Source organism: Streptomyces sp. NPDC020742, from assembly GCF_040641675.1.
Taxonomy (GTDB): Bacteria; Actinomycetota; Actinomycetes; order Streptomycetales; family Streptomycetaceae; genus Streptomyces.
In genome coordinates this window covers 33,447-50,884 of record NZ_JBFAEA010000005.1, presented here as the reverse complement: position 1 = coordinate 50,884, position 17,438 = coordinate 33,447, and the positions used below count along the sequence as shown (strand labels likewise).

The 17,438-nt window shown below is 72.7% G+C and carries 17 protein-coding genes; 8 read left to right on the top strand and 9 right to left on the bottom strand.

What is annotated here, in order from left to right; all coding sequences use genetic code 11:
• Window positions 1-10 precede the first annotated feature (10 nt).
• Both AB0G84_RS11715 and AB0G84_RS11710 read right to left on the bottom strand, forming a co-directional pair.
• Complete coding sequence (locus tag AB0G84_RS11715; RefSeq protein WP_361319247.1) at window positions 11-1,747, bottom strand: hypothetical protein; 1,737 nt, start codon at window positions 1,745-1,747, stop codon at window positions 11-13.
• Window positions 1,748-1,963: 216 nt separating this feature from the next.
• Window positions 1,964-2,158 carry a hypothetical protein gene (locus tag AB0G84_RS11710; RefSeq protein ID WP_033269053.1) on the bottom strand — a complete coding sequence of 65 codons (195 nt, stop codon included), beginning with the start codon at window positions 2,156-2,158 and terminating at the stop codon, window positions 1,964-1,966.
• Window positions 2,159-2,377: 219 nt separating this feature from the next.
• On the opposite strand from AB0G84_RS11710, the gene AB0G84_RS11705 reads away from it, so the two are divergent.
• The gene (locus AB0G84_RS11705; protein ID WP_361319245.1) at window positions 2,378-2,806 is read left to right on the top strand and encodes a YchJ family metal-binding protein; all 429 of its coding nucleotides are present in this window, start codon (window positions 2,378-2,380) and stop codon (window positions 2,804-2,806) included.
• A 90-nt stretch (window positions 2,807-2,896) separates the two neighbouring features.
• Here AB0G84_RS11705 and AB0G84_RS11700 read toward each other — a convergent pair whose 3' ends face one another.
• Window positions 2,897-3,271, bottom strand: coding sequence for an RNA-binding S4 domain-containing protein (locus AB0G84_RS11700; protein WP_361318695.1), 375 nt, complete (start codon window positions 3,269-3,271; stop codon window positions 2,897-2,899).
• Between the two features lie 112 nt (window positions 3,272-3,383).
• Window positions 3,384-4,493: a Ku protein gene (locus AB0G84_RS11695; protein WP_361318693.1), complete on the bottom strand. Its 1,110-nt coding sequence runs from the start codon at window positions 4,491-4,493 to the stop codon at window positions 3,384-3,386.
• 30 nt (window positions 4,494-4,523) lie between these two features.
• On the opposite strand from AB0G84_RS11695, the gene ligD reads away from it, so the two are divergent.
• Both ligD and murJ read left to right on the top strand, forming a co-directional pair.
• Entirely contained in the window at window positions 4,524-5,417 is an 894-nt protein-coding gene (ligD, locus tag AB0G84_RS11690) for a non-homologous end-joining DNA ligase (RefSeq protein WP_361318691.1), read from the top strand.
• A 10-nt stretch (window positions 5,418-5,427) separates the two neighbouring features.
• On the top strand, window positions 5,428-7,116 hold the full coding sequence (murJ, locus tag AB0G84_RS11685; RefSeq protein WP_361318689.1) for a murein biosynthesis integral membrane protein MurJ: 1,689 nt from the start codon (window positions 5,428-5,430) through the stop codon (window positions 7,114-7,116).
• Between the two features lie 18 nt (window positions 7,117-7,134).
• Here the strand turns inward: murJ and AB0G84_RS11680 are convergent, their stop codons facing one another.
• On the bottom strand, window positions 7,135-7,530 hold the full coding sequence (locus AB0G84_RS11680) for a hypothetical protein (protein ID WP_361318687.1): 396 nt from the start codon (window positions 7,528-7,530) through the stop codon (window positions 7,135-7,137).
• Window positions 7,531-7,996: 466 nt separating this feature from the next.
• On the opposite strand from AB0G84_RS11680, the gene AB0G84_RS11675 reads away from it, so the two are divergent.
• The 3 genes from AB0G84_RS11675 to AB0G84_RS11665 all read left to right on the top strand — a co-directional run bounded on the left by AB0G84_RS11675 (window position 7,997) and on the right by AB0G84_RS11665 (window position 10,637).
• A complete protein-coding gene (locus AB0G84_RS11675) occupies window positions 7,997-8,794 on the top strand; it encodes an endonuclease (RefSeq protein ID WP_361319243.1) in 798 nt (265 codons plus the stop codon).
• A 102-nt stretch (window positions 8,795-8,896) separates the two neighbouring features.
• A complete protein-coding gene (locus AB0G84_RS11670) occupies window positions 8,897-10,138 on the top strand; it encodes a D-alanyl-D-alanine carboxypeptidase (RefSeq protein WP_361318685.1) in 1,242 nt (413 codons plus the stop codon).
• A 295-nt stretch (window positions 10,139-10,433) separates the two neighbouring features.
• Window positions 10,434-10,637, top strand: coding sequence for a cold-shock protein (locus AB0G84_RS11665; protein ID WP_033269047.1), 204 nt, complete (start codon window positions 10,434-10,436; stop codon window positions 10,635-10,637).
• Window positions 10,638-11,021: 384 nt separating this feature from the next.
• Here AB0G84_RS11665 and AB0G84_RS11660 read toward each other — a convergent pair whose 3' ends face one another.
• Window positions 11,022-11,216 carry an antitoxin gene (locus tag AB0G84_RS11660; RefSeq protein ID WP_361318683.1) on the bottom strand — a complete coding sequence of 65 codons (195 nt, stop codon included), beginning with the start codon at window positions 11,214-11,216 and terminating at the stop codon, window positions 11,022-11,024.
• A gap of 113 nt (window positions 11,217-11,329) precedes the next feature.
• Window positions 11,330-12,355 carry an alpha/beta fold hydrolase gene (locus AB0G84_RS11655; protein WP_361318681.1) on the bottom strand — a complete coding sequence of 342 codons (1,026 nt, stop codon included), beginning with the start codon at window positions 12,353-12,355 and terminating at the stop codon, window positions 11,330-11,332.
• A gap of 229 nt (window positions 12,356-12,584) precedes the next feature.
• Here AB0G84_RS11655 and AB0G84_RS11650 point away from each other — a divergent pair, with 229 nt between their 5' ends.
• Together AB0G84_RS11650 and AB0G84_RS11645 are read left to right on the top strand one after the other, a co-directional pair.
• Window positions 12,585-12,902, top strand: a complete 318-nt coding sequence (locus tag AB0G84_RS11650; RefSeq protein ID WP_361318679.1) for a hypothetical protein — start codon at window positions 12,585-12,587, stop codon at window positions 12,900-12,902.
• Between the two features lie 329 nt (window positions 12,903-13,231).
• On the top strand, window positions 13,232-14,746 hold the full coding sequence (locus tag AB0G84_RS11645; RefSeq protein WP_361318677.1) for an SDR family oxidoreductase: 1,515 nt from the start codon (window positions 13,232-13,234) through the stop codon (window positions 14,744-14,746).
• Window positions 14,747-14,838: 92 nt separating this feature from the next.
• Here AB0G84_RS11645 and AB0G84_RS11640 read toward each other — a convergent pair whose 3' ends face one another.
• Together AB0G84_RS11640 and AB0G84_RS11635 are read right to left on the bottom strand one after the other, a co-directional pair.
• Window positions 14,839-15,153, bottom strand: coding sequence for a DUF1330 domain-containing protein (locus AB0G84_RS11640; RefSeq protein WP_361318675.1), 315 nt, complete (start codon window positions 15,151-15,153; stop codon window positions 14,839-14,841).
• Between the two features lie 151 nt (window positions 15,154-15,304).
• Complete coding sequence (locus AB0G84_RS11635; RefSeq protein ID WP_361318673.1) at window positions 15,305-17,308, bottom strand: PE-PGRS family protein; 2,004 nt, start codon at window positions 17,306-17,308, stop codon at window positions 15,305-15,307.
• Window positions 17,309-17,438 lie beyond the last annotated feature (130 nt).

Here is a 17,438-nt window from a genome sequence, read left to right as displayed (position 1 = left end):
CGGAGCCGCCTCACCCCTCCGCGCGCAGGGCCGGCGCCGAGCCGTCCTTGGTCGTACGGGACTCGCCGCCCTTGACGATGGACACCCGGGTCGTGGCCGCCCCCACCGGCTCGGCGACCGACCCGTCCGTCCCCGTCACCTCGTCCGCCCCAGCCGCCTCAGTCGTCTCCGGATCCGTCGCGCCGTCCGTCCTGCCCGCCCCGTCGGCACCGTCCGCACCGGCCCGGGCGGGGGCGCCGTCCGCCGTCGCCGGCAACCCGGTGCCGGCCGGGACGGTCCGCTCCGGCAGCAGCGCCAGCACCGCCTCCTGGTGCGCCTCGCTCGCGCAGTCCTCGAACGGGTCGGGGGTGGCCGGCACCTGGAGCCGCAGCACCGGTGCGCTGCCCAGCCGCGCATAGCCGCGCCCCGGGGGGACGGCCGCGGTCGGCGTGGTGTGCGGCGGTGCCCCGAGCACCGCCCGTACCTCCTCCGCGGTGGCGGGTCCGAGCACCACCCGCGCCTTGGTGTGCGCCCGCACCGGATCGCTCAGCAGGTCCGCGCTGTCGAACTGGTCGGCCACCACCACCGTCACCTGCGCCGCCCGGCCGTGCCGCAGCGGCACCTGCAGCCACCGCTGCGGATCGTCCCGGCCCTCGGCCGCCGCGACATGGGCCAGCGCCGTGGGGCGGTCCGCGAGGATCCACAGTGGCTGGCGGGTGTCGTCCGGCGCGGGGTGGCCGGACTGCCGCGCGCGGTTCGCCGCGACCAGCCGCCGCTCGGTCTCCTGCGACGCCCACTCCAGCGCCGCCAGCGCCCCCGCCAGCCCGCTCTCCACCGCCCGTACGCCCCGCCTCCCGGTCAGGCACCCGAACTCGCCGGTACCTGCGCCGTCGACGATCAGCACCTCGCCGTGCTCCAGCGCCTGCAGTGCGATCGAGCGCAGCAGTGTCGTGGTGCCGGCCCCCGCCTGCCCCAGGGCGAGCAGATGCGGCTCGGTGGAGCGCGGCCCGGTGCGCCAGACCACCGGCGGCGCGTCCCGTGGCTCCGTCCCGCCGGTGACCGGCAGCGTCCGTTGGACGGAGTCCGGGTCGGTGAAGCCGAGCACCGTCTCTCCCGGCGCGGTGACGAAGCGCTGAGCGGCGATGTCGGTGGGCAGCGGGGCCAGGGCGGTGACGGTCAGCTGGTTGGCCAGTTCGTCCCAGGCGAAGTGGTACTCCCGGCCGCGGCCGGCCTTGGCGTACAGCACCTGCTCGATACGGGTGCGGGACCGGTCCTCACCGTCGGTGAAGTACGCCGGGTACCTCAGCTGCAGCCGCTCCAGCCGCCCGCCCTCGTCGAAGGCGTGGTCGCAGAAGGCCCGCTCCCAGCCGCCGCCGTGCGCATAGAGCGGGCTGGGGTCGCCCTCGGCGGAGAGGTAGGGCACCAGCGCCTCGTACAGGGCCCGCAGGCGCTCGGTCTCCGCCTCGCTGGGGCCGGCCACCTCCGGGGTGCGTTCCCGCCCCGCCCAGGCGCCCGCCGCCATCGCCACGATCAAGCCGAGCAGCGGCCCGTACGGGATCAGCGCGACCACCAGCACACAGGCGCCGATGAAGAACAGCACCGGCCCGCGGCTCTCCTTGGGGATCTCCGCCCACCGTCCCCGGGCGGCCGTCGCCAGCCGGCGCAGCCCCCGGCCGATGGTGACCAACGGGTGGAACACGTCGGAGGCGCTGTCGGTGGCGGTGCGCACGAGGTCCCGATGGCGGGCCAGGGACGTGAAGTTGGCCATCCGGGCGAAGGGTGCGCTGTCGGTCAGGATGCGGGGCAGAGGGCGCCGGACCACATCTTCTCCTGTTGCTCGTGCGGGGGGCGGGACGGCTGGGTGCGGTGGGGGAGCCGGGGAGGGCGTCACACGGAGCCGCCCGGACGGGAGCTGCTGCGGCCCGTACGGGCGGGAGCCGTGGGGGCGCCGGAGGGGACATCGAGGGCCCTGGAGGAGACACCCCTAGAGCTTGATCCCTCCGAGGAGGCTGGCCAGGCTCGCCCCGCCGGCCTTGATGCTCGGTGCGATGGCGGAGCTGGCCAGATAGAACCCGAAGAGCGCGGAGATCAGCGCGTGGGACAACTTGAGGCCGTCTTTGCGGAAGAAGAGGAAGACGATGACACCGAGCAGGACGACGCCGGAAATGGACAGAATCATGGGGGGTTCTCTCCTGGGTGGTGGGGACGGTCACCATGAGTTCTTCCAGCCTCACCGGGCGCATCAAGCCATAAAAAGCAGCAAATGGGTGACTTATCGTTGAAATTCCCTATATGGGCGCAGCTTTGCGGTGTGTCGCCCCGGCGTGTCGCCGGCGTGTCGCATTCCGCCCCCGCCGACCGGCACAATCGACGGGTGTCGAAGTCCAAGAAGAAGCCGCTGACCAGGTCCTCCGGCGCGGCCCGCGGCCCGGCCGCGGTCACCCCCGCCACCCCCTGCCCCTGTGGGCGTCCCGCGTCCTACGGCGACTGCTGCGCCGCCTTCCACCAGGGGCGCGCCGCCGCCCCGACCGCGGAGCGGCTGATGCGCTCGCGCTACAGCGCCTTCGTCGTCAGTGACACCGGCTATCTGCTGCGCACCTGGCACCCGACGACCCGGCCCGCCGCGCTGGACCTCGAACCGGCGCAGCGGTGGACCGGTCTGGAGATCCTCGGCACGGCCGGCGGCACCGCCTTCCACACCGAAGGCACCGTGGAGTTCCGCGCCCACTTCAGCCTGCACGGGGTCGCCGACAGCCAGTACGAGCACAGCCGCTTCGTCCGCGAGGACGGCGCCTGGGTCTACCTGGACGCGCTGCCCTCGATCTGAGGCGCGCCCTTCCGGAACGCGCCTCCGCGGCCTGGCCCACGGCGCCCTCCGCGGCCCGACCGGTGGTGCCCTCCGCGCGGACCGTCCGGCTCAGCGCCCCCGCAACTGGTCGATCTCGCGGCGGTCGCGCTTGGTGGGGCGCCCGGTCCCGCGGTCGCGGAGCCCGGTCAGCGGCGCCTCCTCACGCGGCGGGGCCGGCGGCGTCCGGTCGACGTAGCACTCCGCCGCGACGGGCGCGCCCACCCGCTTGCGCACCAGCCGCGAGACCACCACGATCCGCTCCCGCCCCGCGTACCGCAGCCGCACCTCGTCGCCGGTGCGCACGGCCTGGGCCGGCTTCGCCCGCTCGCCGTTGACCCGTACGTGCCCGGCGCGGCAGGCGGCCGCGGCCAGCGAACGGGTCTTGGTGAGCCGTACGGACCAGATCCAGCTGTCGATGCGGATGGTCCCCTCGTCCGATGCCATACCCCGACTCTAGGCCCTGTCGCCGAAGTCCCGTCGTCCGTCCGCACGGCAGGCACGGGAGCGTGCCGACCGGGCCTGGCACGGCGCGCGGGTACGGCGGGACGGCGGAGCGTCAGCCGGACTTCTTGGTGGTGGACTTCCCCGCCGCGGACTTTCCGGCCGCGGATTTCCCCGCCGCGGTCTTCCTGGCGGTGGACTTCTTCGCCGCGGTCTTCGCCGCGGTCCGCCCGGTGGTCCTCTCCGCGGTGCTCTTCGCCGTGGACTTCTTGGCCCCGGTGCCGCCCGCGCTCTTCGCCGCGGTGCTCTTCGGCGCCGTGCGCTTTCCGGTCGCGGCCTTCCGGGGCTGCTGTGCCGCGGTCTCCTTCGCGGAGTCGCTCGTGGCGGATCCCTTGGTGCCCGACCGCCCCCGGATCGGCGTCACGGAGGCCTTGGTGCCCTCCTCGCGGCCCGACCGCGCCGCCCGCACGCTCTTCTCCAGCGCCGCGGTCAGATCGATGACCTGGGCGCCCGACGGGCCCGGCCCGGTGGTGGCGGACGGCTCCGCGCCCTCCAGCTTGGCGGCCACCAGTTCCTCGACCGCCTCCCGGTAGTCGTCGTGGAGCTCGTCCGGGTCCAGGTCCCCCAGGGAGTCCATCAGGGTCTCGGCCAGCGTCAGCTCCTTCTCGCGGACCTCGACGTCGTCGGGCACGGTACCGGTGACCGGCCGGATCTGATCGGGCCACAGCAACTGGTGCATCACGATCGCCCCCTCGTGCGCCCGCAGCATCGCCAGCGACTCCCGGCCACGCATCGCCACCTTGCCGATCGCGACCTTGCGGTGGTGCTCCAGCGCCTCCCGCAGCAGGGTGTACGGCTTGGCGGCGGCCGCTCCGTTGGGCCCCAGGTAATACGACTTGTCCAGCTGGAGCGGGTCGATCTCCGAGGGGTCGACGAAGGACAGGATGGTCAGCGTCTTGGCGGTCGGCATCGGCAACCGGGACAGATCGTCGTCGGTGATCGGCACGACGGCGTCGTCCCCCGGCGTCTGATAGCCCTTGCCGACCTCCTCGTTCGGGACCTCCTCGCCGTCCAGCTCGCAGATCTTGCGGTACTGGATCGGCGCACCGTCCTTCTCGTGAATCCGTACGAAGGAGACCGACGAGGTCCGGTCGGTGGCGCTGTAGGTCTTCACGGGGATGGTGACCAGGCCGAAGGAGATCGACCCATTCCATATAGAACGCATATTTCATCCCTTGTGTGGGATTCTCATCGTATGTCGCCGATCACTATCGTGGAGGGGCGGCGCCTCTCGCTGTCCAACCTGGATAAGGTCCTCTATCCGGAGACCGGCACCACCAAGGGTGAGGTGCTGCACTACTGCACCACCACCGCAGCACCGCTGCTGGCGCACCTCCACGACCGGCCGCTGTCCTTCCTGCGCTACCCCGACGGCCCGGACGGCCAGTGCTTCTTCACCAAGAACGTGCCGCCCGGCACCCCCTCCTGGGTGAAGACCTGCGAGGTCCCCCATTCGACGTCCGGGCCCACCCGACAGGTCCTGCTCCAGGACCTGCCCTCGCTGGTCTGGGCCGCGAACCTGGTCGTCGAGCTGCACACCCCGCAATGGCGCCACCAGGAGCCGGGCCTCGCCGACCGCCTCGTCCTCGACCTGGACCCCGGCCCGCCCGCCACCATCGTGGAGTGCTGCACCGCGGCCCGCTGGCTGCACGACCGGCTGGCGGCCGACGGCCTGGAGGTCCATGCCAAGACCAGCGGTTCCAAGGGCCTGCATCTGCTCTCGCCCCTCGAGCCCACCTCGTCCGAGCGGGCCACTGCCTACGCCAGGACCCTCGCCGTCGAGGCGGCCCGGGCGCTGCCGGACCTCGTCGTGCACAAAATGACCAAGGCGCTGCGCCCCGGCAAGGTCTTCATCGACTTCTCCCAGAACGCCGCCGCCAAGACCACCGCCGTCGCCTACACCCTGCGCGCCCGCGCTACCCCGACCGTCTCCACCCCCGTCACCTGGGACGAGATCGCCGACTGCACCGAACCGGAGCAACTGGACTTCCTCTTCGGTGAGGTGGCCGACCGCTGCGCCCGGCTCGGCGATCTGCACGCCCCGCTGCTCGACCCCGACCGGGCCCGACCGCTGCCGCAGCTGCCGTAGATTGACCCTCATGAACGAGGGAATGTCGGACGCCACACTGCAACTACGCGCTGCGGAGGGGCAGTCGACCGGAAACGGGGGAGCGGACGGCCAGGGCGGTGGGGGCGGCCTCGCCCGCTCCTCGCTCCTGATGGCCGTGGGGACCGTGGTCTCCCGAGCCACCGGGCTGATCCGGACCGTGCTGCAGGCGGCCGCCCTGGGCACCGGCCTGCTCGCCACCACCTACAACACCGCCAATGTCGTCCCGATGAGCATCTACACCCTGCTGATCGGCGGCGCGTTGAACTCGGTGCTGGTCCCGCAGCTGGTCCGCGCCAGGGTCGAGCACGCCGACGGCGGGCGCGCCTACGAGCAGCGGCTGGTCACCCTCGTCCTGAGCGTCCTGGCGGTCGGCACCGCGCTCTCGGTCTGGGCCGCGCCGCAGATCATCTCCGTCTACGCCTCCGACACCCCCAAGACGCACGCCGCCTTCGAACTCACCGTGGTCTTCGCGCGGTTCCTGCTCCCGCAGATCTTCTTCTACGGGCTCTACTTCATCCTCGGTCAAGTCCTCAACGCCCGGAACAAGTTCGGTGCCATGATGTGGACGCCGGTGCTCAACAACGTCGTGCTGATCACCATGTTCGGGGTCTACCTCGGCCTGCTGGCAGGCCCCGACCGCATCGAGGACATCACCCCCGGCCAGGTCAACCTGCTGGGGCTCGTCACCACCGGCGGCATCGCGCTCCAGGGCCTGGCCCTCATCCCGTTCGTACGGGCCGCCGGGTTCCGCTTCCGTCCCCGCTTCGACTGGCGCGGCAGCGGGCTGCGCAAGAGCATCGCGGCCGCCCGCTGGACCCTGCTGTTCGTGCTCGCCAACCTCGCCGCGATGACCGTCGTCACCCGCTACGCCGGCGCCGCCGACCGGCAGCTGCCCACCGCGGGCGTGGGGTACACCGTCTACAACTACACCCAGTCCATCTGGATGCTGCCCCAGTCGGTCGTCACCGTGTCGGTGGTGACGGCGCTGCTGCCGCGGATGAGCCGCGCGGTCGCCGAGGGCCGGCTGGACGACCTGCGCGGCGACCTCTCCCGTGCGCTGCGCGTCACCGGCGCCCTGATCGTCCCGGCCGCCTTCTTCTTCCTCGCCTTCGGCCCGCAGATCGCCCAACTGCTCTTCGCGCACGGCACCGTGGACGCCGCCTCGGCCGTGCCCGCCGGGCACATGCTGCAGGCCTTCGGCCTCGGCCTGGTCCCGTACTCCGCGCAGTACCTGCTGCTGCGCGGCTTCTACGCCTTCGAGGACACCCGGACGCCGTTCTGGATGGCCTTCTGGACCAGCGCCGTCAACATCGCCCTGGCCACCGCCTGCCATCTGCTGCTGCCCGTCCGCTGGGCCGTCACCGGCATGGCCGCCGCCTACGCAGCCGCGTACGGCGTCGGACTGCTTCTCACCGCGCTGCGGCTGCGCCGACGGCTCTCCGGGAGGCTGGACGGCCGGCGGCTGTGCCGCAGTTACGGCAAGCTCGCCGTGGCGGCCGCGCTGGCCGCCGCGGCCGGCCGGTTCGCGGCCCGGGCCTGCTCCGGCGTGGCCGTCCCGGCGGACTGGACCCCGGTGCTGACGCTGGCCGCCGGCGGCCTCACCATGGTGCTGCTCTTCCTGGGGCTGGCCCGCGTCCTGCGGATCGGCGAGCTGCGCAGCCTGCCCGGTCTGCGCTGAGCGCGGCGGCGGGCGCGGTCATACGGCGTGCGGCCGGGGCCGGGAGGCGCGGGCGGCGGCCCCGATCCAGCCGAGGACGGCCCGGACCGTGGCCTCGCTGAGGCCGGCGAGCTCCGCCATCGCGGCCGGGTCCCCGTCCGCCGGTGCGACCCCGGCCGCGGTGAGTGCGGCCTGGATCTCCAGTCGCCGCCGGTCGGGCAGCGACACCGGCTCCTGCTGCCGGACCGCGGGGCACGGGAGCGGCGGAGCGCAGGTGGGCGTCACGAACGGCAGCCGGTCCTCCGGGCGGGGCGGCGGGAGCAGGGACCCCGGCGGGAAGGCCAGGGTGTTCAACCGGTCCTCGGCGCGCGGCGGGGCGAGGACATAGTCCGGGGTCGTGCCGTAGGGCGGGGGAGTGGGGCGGTACGACGGCATCGGGGCCTCCAGAGTGCGGTCCGAAGGGGCGGAGTTCACCGGATCCGGGGCGGGACGACGCGGGGGCGACGGGCCGAAGGGCACGGGGCGTCCGGCGAAGCGAGTGTCAGCTCTACGGAAGCCGCGCCGGGCCTTCGCGGTTCCGAAAGAGCACCGGGTTCATCCGATCGGAGCACGCTGTCCGAACCGTCCCTGACGGTCCATTGACACCCGAGTGCCGTATTTCCGGGGAATGCGTGAGTGGCACGAGCCGGACACACAACTCCCCCTCGTCGTTCACACCGTGGTGATGAAGGCGCTGAAATGCTGCCGATGGCCGTATCACCGACGGCCGGTGCCGGTCCGTGCCCCACATCTTTCACGCCCGGCGCCACAATTCGGGGAGAGGACACCCTTCGTGGACACCATCCGCAGAATCCGCCGTGGCCGCGCGCTGGCCATCGCCGCCGGAACGGTCCTGGTGGCGATGGCCACCCAGATTCCGGCCGGTGCGGCGCCCGGTGTGGCCGCACACCCGGCAGCGCAACCGATATCCGCGTCCCCGCGGATATCCGGGCCCGCCGCAGGCTCGTACGACGACACGTACTACAAGGACGCCGTCGGCAAGACCGGCCAGGAGCTCAAGGGTGCGCTGCACCGGATCATCAGCAGCACCCAGACCGGAAAGCTGACCTACTCCGAGGTCTGGGACGCCCTCAAGAACACCGACGAGGACCCGGCCAACAGCGCCAACGTCCTGCTGCTGTACTCCGGCACCTCCCGGAGCAAGAACGCCGCGGGCGACAGCCCGGACGATTGGAACCGCGAACACGTCTGGGCCAAGTCCCACGGCGACTTCGGTACCGCCACCGGCCCCGGCACCGACCTGCACCACCTCCGCCCTGCGGACGTCTCGGTCAACAGCACCCGGGGCAACAAGGACTTCGACAACGGCGGTACGGAGGTCGAAGAGGCGCCCGGCAACCGCACCGACGACGACTCCTTCGAGCCGCGTGACGCGGACAAGGGCGATGTCGCCCGGATGGTCCTCTACATGGCGGTGCGCTACGACGGCGACGACGGCTTCCCCGACTTGGAGCCCGACGACGCCGTCGACAACGGCAGCAAGCCCGCCATCGGCCGGCTCTCCGTGCTCAAGGAGTGGAACCGGCAGGACCCGCCCTCCGCAGTGGAGCAGCACCGCAACCAGGTGATCTTCGACAAGTACCAGCACAACCGGAACCCGTTCATCGACCACCCCGAGTGGGTCGACCAGATCTGGTAGCGGAGCTCCGGCCGCCCCGGCACGATCGCCCGCCGGGGTGGCCGGGCATCGGATGGAGTACGCCAACCGGCGCGCGGCCGGGGGCGTTCTTAGCGTGGCCTCATGTCCAGCGTGAGATGGGTCCCCGTCAGGGCCGTTGCCACGGCCGCCGTTTGCGCCGCGAGCCTGTGGGCCGTCCCCGGACCGGCGCTCGCCGACGGCCCGCACGGCGCCGACGATCCACGGTCCGGCGCGCGCCCGGCCGGTCCGGGGGACGCCGGGAGCCGGCTGGACCGGCGCGGGGTGCAGTTCGTGCCCCGGCCGGGCGTCCCCGAGCCACCGGAGATCTCCGCGCTGTCGTGGATGGTGACGGACCTGTCCAGCGGCAAGATCCTCGCGGCCAGGGACGTCCACCGCCCGCTGCCGCCCGCCAGCACGCTCAAGACGCTCTTCGCGGTGACCGTGCTGCCGAAGTTCTCCCAGCAGACGGTGCACACGGTCTCCCTCGAGGACCTGGCCGGCATCGAGGCGGGCAGTTCGATGGCCGGCCTCAAGGAGGAGGTGCCGTACCACGTCGCCGACCTCTGGCACGGCGTCTTCCTGAGCTCGGGCAGCGACGCCGTGCACACGCTGGCCAGCATGAACGGCGGCTGGAACAAGACCATCGACGACATGCAGGAGACCGCACGGCGGCTCGGGGCGCGCGACACCAGGGTCGAGTCGGCCGACGGCTTCGACACGCCGGGCCAGTTCTCCTCCGCCTACGACCTGGCGCTCTTCGGGCAGGCCGGGCTGACCAACCCCGACTTCGCCCGGTTCGCCGCGACGAAGCGGGCGCAGCTGCCGGAGGAGGGCGGTCCGGACGCCTTCGGTATCCAGAACACCAACCGGCTGCTGGTCGGCTCGCACGGCGTCCGCCCCTACGACGGAATGATCGGGGTGAAGAACGGCTACACGACGCACGCCGGCAACACCCTGATCGCCGCCGCCCGGCGCAACGGCCGCACCCTGCTCGTCACCATGATGAACCCCCAGTCCGGCGGCCGGAACGCGGTCTACGAGGAGACCCGCACCCTGCTGGACTGGGGGTTCGCGGCCGCGCCCCGGGCCGCGGCCGTCGCCGTGCTGCCCGCCCCGGCGCCCGGCGGCCGCGAGGGCGACCCGGAGCACGTCGCCCACCGGCCGGCCGGGAGCACGGACCTGCACCGGGGGCCGGTCGCCGCGAACGCGGACGCCGACGCCGGGACGCGCCGGTGGCTGCTGTCGGCCGGCGCCGTCGGCGTGGTCGCCGTGGCCGGTCTCGGCACCGGACTGTGGTGGCGCCGCCGCAGGCCCCGCGATACCGGCGCCGAGAAGCCGGAGTGAGGTCGCCCGGGCCGTACCACTGGTGCTCGCACGCCCGTGCGATCGGTCGGGGATACGGAGGACGTCGGATGGCCTCGCCCGGTGAAGGGCGACGCGTCCGCCACGGTGGTGCGGCCCGGCGGGCGCTGTCCGGTGTAGCGTCCTGGTCAGCTGTCGTGGTTCCGAAGTACCGGGCGCCCGTGTCGCATTCACGGGCGTTCTTGCTGTGCGGTGCGTGTCCGGACCAGGGCGATCACCTCCGGGTTCCGCAGCGTGCGGAAGCCGATCCCAGCCCATTGAACGAAGGAGACGCAAGATGGCGTCCGGTACGGTCAAGTGGTTCAACTCGGAGAAGGGCTTCGGGTTCATCGCCCAGGACGGCGGCGGTGCCGACGTCTTCGCCCACTACTCCAACATCGACGCCACCGGCTTCCGCGAGCTGCAGGAGGGCCAGAAGGTGACCTTCGAGGTCACCCAGGGCCACAAGGGCCCCCAGGCGGAGAAGATCCGGCCGGCCTAGGCACCCCACGTGCTGCGGCGCCCGTCCCGTTCCGGGGCGGGCGCCGTCGTATGCGGCCGCGTCCGAGCCGAACGTGCAACGGACGGGTCCCGTGACCATCCAGACGACGGGACGGGGCCTGCGGCGGTCCGGTGGCGCGCTCCGTGAACGAACGGTGCCCGTAGCCGCCGGGCACCGTTCGTAGGGCGTGCAGAAGGCCTCGTCGCGGTACGACCACCCCCGGCGCCGGAGGTGCTCACGGCTGCGCAGGTGGGCCGGGGCGGGGCCGACGGCGTCCGCCGGCGCCCAGGAGCGCACGGGGACGTCGGGGTGAGCCGGGCGGACGAAGCAAAGGTCATCCGCGCGGCGGGCGCCGCCCGGCGGGGCGCCGGGGAGCGCCGCGGCTCAGGTCTGCGGCGGCTGGTCCTTGTCCTGCCCGCTGCCGAACTGCTCCCTGAGCTTGTCCTGGGCGGTGTCGACCTGGCCCTTCTGCGCGCCCTGGGTCTTCTCGTCGACCCGGTCGCCGGCCTTTTCGATGCCCTGGTCGGCCTGGGATTCGTGACCCTTCAGCATGCTCTTGATCTTGTCCATCATGGACATGAGTGGTCCTCCTCACCACGGTCCCCCTCCCTTCCAGCATCGCCCCCCACCAGGCGATCTGCATCCGCGCGCCGGGGCACCGCCGCCGGGCCCGGCGCACCGGGGGAACAGGCTCAGGAACCGCCGGCGACCGGCGCCTTCAGCTGGTCGCTGATGAACTTCATCGAGCTGGTGGCCATGCCCTTCTGGTAGTCCCAGGCGTTGTGCCGGCCTCCGGGGATGAGCTGCAGGGACGTATGGATCGGGCCCTTGCCGTAGGAGGTGCGGAACTTCCGTATCGCGGCGGTGACGGAGGGGGACTCCCTGGTGCCGGCCTGGAAGGCGAGGTAGACGTCCGGGCCGCCCTTCTGCAGCAGCCGCCCGGCGAGCTTCGCCGGGTCGTTGGCGGCCTTCTCCGCCGGGTGCCCCGCCCACAGCGGGGAGTCCGGCACGAGGTCCGGGCCGCTGGCTATCGCCGCCTTGAACCTGTCCGGGTGCTTCAGTACGGCCTTCAGCCCGGCGAAGCCGCCCGAGGACGAGCCCATGAAGGCCCAGCCGTCCCGCGAGGAGAACGTGCGGAAGTTGGCCTTCACGAGGTTCACCACGTCCTCGGTCAGCCAGGTCCCCATCTTCTGCTGTCCGGGGATGTCACTGCCGTCGTGATAGCGGGTGTCCGGGTTGAGCATCGGCATCACCACGATGAACGGCAGGCTCTTGCCCTCCGCGGTCCACTGGGTGATGTTCTCCTGCAGCTCGATGTCGCCGCCGACCCAGTAATTGGTGACCCCGCCCGGCTCCTTGGGGCTGCCCAGACCGCCCGGCAGCGCTATCAGCACCGGGAAGCCGCTCCGGGCGTACTTCGCCTCCTGATACTCCTTCGGAGCCCAGACCCACACACTGCCGGTGACACCGGAGCGCACGCCCTTCAGCGTCGTCCGCGCTATATGGGTGCCGTCGTCCAGGGTTCGGGTGATCCGGAAGTCGTTCTTCGGGCCGGTCGGCATCAGGGTGTCCCGGTCCGCCGGCCTGGCCTGCGCAGCACCGTCGTGGCGGGCGCCGGCGTTGAAGTCCACCGGCTCTCCGGTCTCCGAGCAGCCGGTGAGCAGGGCACAGCAGGCGGCGAGCGCGGTCGCCAGCGCGACGGCGTAGGGGTGTCTCAAAACGGTGTCTCCGCAGTGGGGTGATCATGTACAAGTGCCCATAAGGAGGGAAAACGCGCCGCGGAGGTTCCCCGGACCGCCCGCCTGGTACGCCCATGAGCCCGGCGGAGGAACCGGAACCGGCGGCCGTCGCTCACCCGTACGGCGCACCGCACCCCGAGGAGCGCCCGGCCGCGCCCAATGGCCCGCTCGACGGGCAGCGCACCGCGGCCCGGCCGAGAATGCAGCGGTGAGCGATGAACACCGCAGTGACGACGCCACCGCGCCCCGCGCCGTGCCATGTGACGAGGAACGACGGCTCGCCAGGAAGGCGCTGGCCGGCCGTGCGCGGGACGCGCGCGATCTGACGTTGCTGATGGACATGCTCGGACTGGATCCGAGCCGCGATCCGGGCCAGGAGGCGACATGCGCCCCCGAGCCGGGCCGCGCCCCCCAGACCGGCCGCGGCCCGCGGTCCGGGCGCGCCGGCGGGCGCGAACGGCGGCACGAGCTGCGCCGCGACACCTGCCGCGACGCCCGCTCCCGGTCGGGCGGCACCGGACCCTGAGGGCCGCCCCGCAAGCGCTCGCCGTCCCCGGCGGTGGGCCGCTGCGCACGGTGCACCCTGGAGGCGAACCGCCGTACCTGGAGACCCGCGAGACACCGGGGCGGCACCCCGTCCCTGACCCGCGCGCGTGCCTGGCGCCTGCACTTATCACTTATGCCTGCACCTGTGCCTGCACTTACCCCTGCACCTGCATCGCGCGTGATCCGCCGTCCCCCGCCGGCCCCGCCCTCCCGACCGGCGGTCCGGTCCGTGATGCCCCGGCCGGGAAGCGGTGACAGACTTGGCGGGCAGGTCGCTCGTGCCGTCACCGCCCGGAGGAGGCCGTGTCCATGGCCGACCACGCCGCCTCGACCCTCCCCAGGGCCCTGGTCACCGGCGCCACCGGCTACATCGGAGGCCGCCTGGTCCCCGAACTGCTCGCGGCCGGATATGCGGTACGGGCGCTGGCCAGGACTCCGGAGAAGCTGCGCGACCACCCCTGGGCGGCCCGGACCGAGGTACTGCGCGGCGACATCACCGACGCCGGCGCGGTCCGAACCGCCATGGCCGGCGTGGACGTTGCGTACTACCTGGTGCACGCGCTGGGCACCGGCCGCCGGTTCGAGGAGACCGACCGCCGGGCCGCGCAGATCTTCGCCCACCAGGCCCGCGCCGCCGGCGTCCGCCGGATCGTCTACCTGGGCGGACTGACCCCACGCGGCGTCCCCGAACGCGACCTCTCACCCCACCTGCGCTCCCGCGCCGAGGTCGCCCGGATCCTGCTGGACTCCGGCGTGCCCACCGCCGCCCTGCGCGCCGCCGTCATCATCGGCTCCGGCTCGGCCTCCTTCGAGATGCTGCGCTACCTCACCGAACGGCTGCCGGTGATGGTCACCCCCAGCTGGGTGCGCACCCGCATCCAGCCGGTCGCGGTACGCGATGTGCTCCGCTATCTCGTCGGTTGCGCCCGTCTCCCCGACGACATCAGCCGGACCTTCGACATCGGTGGGCCCGACATCCTCACCTACCGCGACATGATGCAGCGCTACGCGCGGGTCGCCGCACTGCCCGAGCGGCTGATCCTCCCCGTGCCGATGCTCACGCCCCGGCTGTCCAGTCTCTGGATCGGCCTGGTCACGCCGGTACCGCCGGGCATCGCCCGACCGCTCGCCGAATCCCTGCGCTACGAAGTCGTCTGCCACGAGCACGACATCGCCCGCTACGTCCCCGACCCCGACGGCCGCCCGATCGCCTTCGACGACGCACTGGCCCTCGCCCTGCGCCGGGTTCGGGACGCCGAGGTCACCACCCGCTGGTCCAACGCCGCGGTGCCCGGCGCCCCCAGCGACCCGCTGCCCACCGACCCCGCCTGGGCCGGCGGCAGCCTGTACAGCGACTGCCGGGAACAGGCCGTCGACGCGCCGCCCGAGGCACTGTGGCGGGTGGTGGAGGGCATCGGCGGGGAGAACGGCTGGTACTCCCTCCCGCTCGCCTGGGCGGTCCGCGGCTGGCTGGACCGGCTGGTCGGCGGGGTCGGGTTGCGCCGTGGACGACGGGACGCCCGCCGACTGCGGGTCGGCGACTCGCTCGACTTCTGGCGCGTCGAGGAGGTCGACCCGGGCCGCCTGCTACGGCTGCGCGCCGAGATGCGACTGCCCGGCCTGGCCTGGCTGGAGATGACGGTCGGCCGCGACGCCCAGGGCCGCACGCTCTACGGCCAGCGCGCCCTGTTCCACCCGCACGGCCTGACCGGCCACGCGTACTGGTGGTCGATCTCCCCCTTCCACGCCGTGGTCTTCGGCGGGATGGCCCGCAACATCGCGGCGGCCGCCGAGCATTCCGGGGCCCAAGGGCTGGCCTGTTGACCTTGGCGAACCAGCCCTGGGCGTCTGAGGTGCCGTGTCGGACGCCGTATGCCTTTCCGCAATCCTCTCGGTTCACCGCACCGACAGCACGGCTAGGCGGGGAGGGCGAAGCCCTCGGGCGGCGTGCCCTCCACGAACAGCATCCCCACCCGAGCCTTGCCCTCTCGTATCTCCCGAGCCCGCCGATACTCCGGGGAGTCGTACCACTCCCGAATCCGGTCCATGTCGGGAAACTCGATGACCATGAACCGGGAGGAGTCCCAGGTGCCTTCGACGGGCTTGGGCGTGGAGCCCGCGACCAAGTAGCGGCCGCCGTAGCTGAGGATGGACTTCTGGGCCACGGATGCGTAGGCCAGGCCGGCCTCCTCGTCGAGCACATCGACGTTGACGATGACGTAAGCGGGCATGGGATTCCCCGTTCCGTTGGACATGGCGCGTACTGATGTCAGGGTGGCGTTCGGTGCCCCGCTGGTGGAGGGGCATTGGCTGAAGGGGCAGTGGTCGAGGGCGCCATCGGCTGAGGGCGCCAGCGGCTCAAGGGCCGTCAACGCAAAGGGCTCACGCTCCCGAGGTGGTGCCCGCGGGATGCTGGATCCACTGGAGCATCTGCGCCATGACCGCGACGGGGAGCGACGCGTGCAGGGCCGCGGTCTCCGCGGTGTCGGGGTCCCTCAACAGGCGGACCACCACCCGCGCGGGCAGCCCGGGGTGCCTGGCCGCTGCATGGCGTACGGGCTCGTGCGGGTCGTCGAGCAGGCGCACGGCCGACGCGGGCGTCAACCGCGGGTCGTTCGCGGCCCGGCGCCGTACGTCCGCGTCGCCGTCCCGGCTGAATCGCTCGACGAGTTCGGCCGTCGATTGCGGGTCTTCCAAAGCCAGTTGGCGCATCCGGGGGTTTGGGTCGTCCGCGTAACGGAGCAGGCCGCGGCGGGGGAAGTTGGGGTGGCCGAGGGGCCGGTCGGGGACGCTGAGGCTGCCGGTCCACCACTGCCGGACCCGAAGCAGCATGTCGGCGGGTGCGTCGTCGCAGGATTCGGCGAGGAAGAGCGGTACGACGCGGTCGTCGTCGTGGGCCAGGCGGTCCACGACGTCCGCGGGGAGGTGCCTGGCCCGGGCGACGCTCCTGCGCACGAGGGGGTGGGAGGAGGCGGCCAGGCGGCGCATGGCGTCAGGGTCTTCGTGCCGGGCCACGACCCAGTCGAGCGGGTGGCAGCGCGTGCGCGGGTCGAAGTCGATGGCGATGCCTGCCCGTTGTTCCTCGGTGAGGTCGGGGCGCGTGGAGACCTCGAAGCGGACGGACGCGTCGGGGTCCTGGGCGAGCAGGGCGACCAGGTCCGGGTCCAGATGAGGGTTGCCCGCGAGGGCGTGCCGTAGGGCGGGATCGCCGGACTGCGCCAGGTGTTCGGCGAGTCCGCGCTCCAGGCGGCAGGACGTGGCCGCCCGGTGTCCGAGCTGCTCGGAGTCGCAGACCGAGCGCGGCATCGGATGATCTTCGTGGTGCTGGAGCAAGGCCTCGGCGCGGACCCTGCCGTCGGGGTCGTCGAGCAGCGCGGTCCGGGCCGGATCCCCGAGCAGAGGCCAGGCCATTCGGCAGACCGAGGCGCGTACGGACGGGGCATCGTCGGCAGCGAGAGCGGCGAGGACGTCCACGGGCAGTCCGGGAAGGCGGGTAGCTTCCTCGCGCACCAGGGCGGACGGGTCCGCGGCGAGCCGCCTGTGCGCGGCTTCGGTGAGCTCGTCGCGCCGGTCCGCCGCGATCAGGGTGAGGGCCCATCGGCGTCCGGCGTCCTGCTCACCAAGGATCAGGCGGGCCCGCTGCTCGGGCGTGAGGTTCGGCTGGGCCTCGGCCAGCAACTGCCGCACCTTCCAGTCCGGGTGGACCATGGCCGCCTCGACGACCGCTGTGGGCAGCGGGCGCCACAGCAGGAAGTGCGACCGGCCCAGGAGGCCGGCGCGAAGGTCATCGGGGACGGCGGGGTTGCGCGCCAGCCCGTGGGCCCACAAGTCGCGCACCCTCGCTGACGGCCGCAGCCCGTGACACAGCGTCGTCCAGGCAGCCGCCCGTTCTTCCGGAGTCTCCTGGGCGGCTGCCCGGGCGGCCGCCTCCTGCCGCTCCGGGAGGCGGTCCAGGGCGATGAGCCAGACCTCGTACTCCTCCGTGGTCGCCCCGATCAGGGTGGTCCCGTCCGTCGAGACCGTGACGAACTCCGGCTGCCCGGGCCGCTCCCCGAGGACTCCGGCCAGGTCCCACCAGTCGGTGAGCCGCACCCGTGTCCAGCGCCGGGGCCCGCAGCACGTCCAGTTGCCAGCCACATCGATGAGGAACACGCCGTCCGCGTCGATGACTCCGCTGCCCAGCGCGAGCCGGTGCCACTGCGCGTTCAGTTCGGCGACTGGGCCGGGCAGGTCGCGTCGTACCGCCACGGTCGGCGCGGCGCCGTGCGCGATGACCGGACGCCACGCGGCCCGCGGCGGTAGTACGTCCTCGATCCGCTGGTCCTCCACGACCTCCAGCCCGGCACGCTGCAGCAGCTCTATGAGCTCGTCTCTCCCACCCGTCATGGGAACCATCCTGCCCGAGCCGGTGGTCTGCCCAGGTCGGTGTGCCGTACGGAACGCGGCTGGTGGTGCGCAACAGACGGGAACGACCCCCAGCACAGGGCGTCACACCCCTCCAGCCACCGGATCCCCG

Bases quoted from the DNA above. Each gene is read 5' to 3' on its own strand.
- AB0G84_RS11715 (WP_361319247.1), bottom strand. From the start codon at position 1,747: ATGGCCAACTTCACGTCCCTGGCCCGCCATCGGGACCTCGTGCGCACC.
- AB0G84_RS11710 (WP_033269053.1), bottom strand. From the start codon at position 2,158: ATGATTCTGTCCATTTCCGGCGTCGTCCTGCTCGGTGTCATCGTCTTC.
- AB0G84_RS11700 (WP_361318695.1), bottom strand. From the start codon at position 3,271: ATGGCATCGGACGAGGGGACCATCCGCATCGACAGCTGGATCTGGTCC.
- AB0G84_RS11695 (WP_361318693.1), bottom strand. From the start codon at position 4,493: ATGCGTTCTATATGGAATGGGTCGATCTCCTTCGGCCTGGTCACCATC.
- ligD (WP_361318691.1), top strand. From the start codon at position 4,524: ATGTCGCCGATCACTATCGTGGAGGGGCGGCGCCTCTCGCTGTCCAAC.
- murJ (WP_361318689.1), top strand. From the start codon at position 5,428: ATGAACGAGGGAATGTCGGACGCCACACTGCAACTACGCGCTGCGGAG.
- AB0G84_RS11680 (WP_361318687.1), bottom strand. From the start codon at position 7,530: ATGCCGTCGTACCGCCCCACTCCCCCGCCCTACGGCACGACCCCGGAC.
- AB0G84_RS11675 (WP_361319243.1), top strand. From the start codon at position 7,997: ATGGCCACCCAGATTCCGGCCGGTGCGGCGCCCGGTGTGGCCGCACAC.
- AB0G84_RS11670 (WP_361318685.1), top strand. From the start codon at position 8,897: ATGTCCAGCGTGAGATGGGTCCCCGTCAGGGCCGTTGCCACGGCCGCC.
- AB0G84_RS11665 (WP_033269047.1), top strand. From the start codon at position 10,434: ATGGCGTCCGGTACGGTCAAGTGGTTCAACTCGGAGAAGGGCTTCGGG.
- AB0G84_RS11660 (WP_361318683.1), bottom strand. From the start codon at position 11,216: ATGTCCATGATGGACAAGATCAAGAGCATGCTGAAGGGTCACGAATCC.
- AB0G84_RS11645 (WP_361318677.1), top strand. From the start codon at position 13,232: ATGGCCGACCACGCCGCCTCGACCCTCCCCAGGGCCCTGGTCACCGGC.
- AB0G84_RS11640 (WP_361318675.1), bottom strand. From the start codon at position 15,153: ATGCCCGCTTACGTCATCGTCAACGTCGATGTGCTCGACGAGGAGGCC.
- AB0G84_RS11635 (WP_361318673.1), bottom strand. From the start codon at position 17,308: ATGACGGGTGGGAGAGACGAGCTCATAGAGCTGCTGCAGCGTGCCGGG.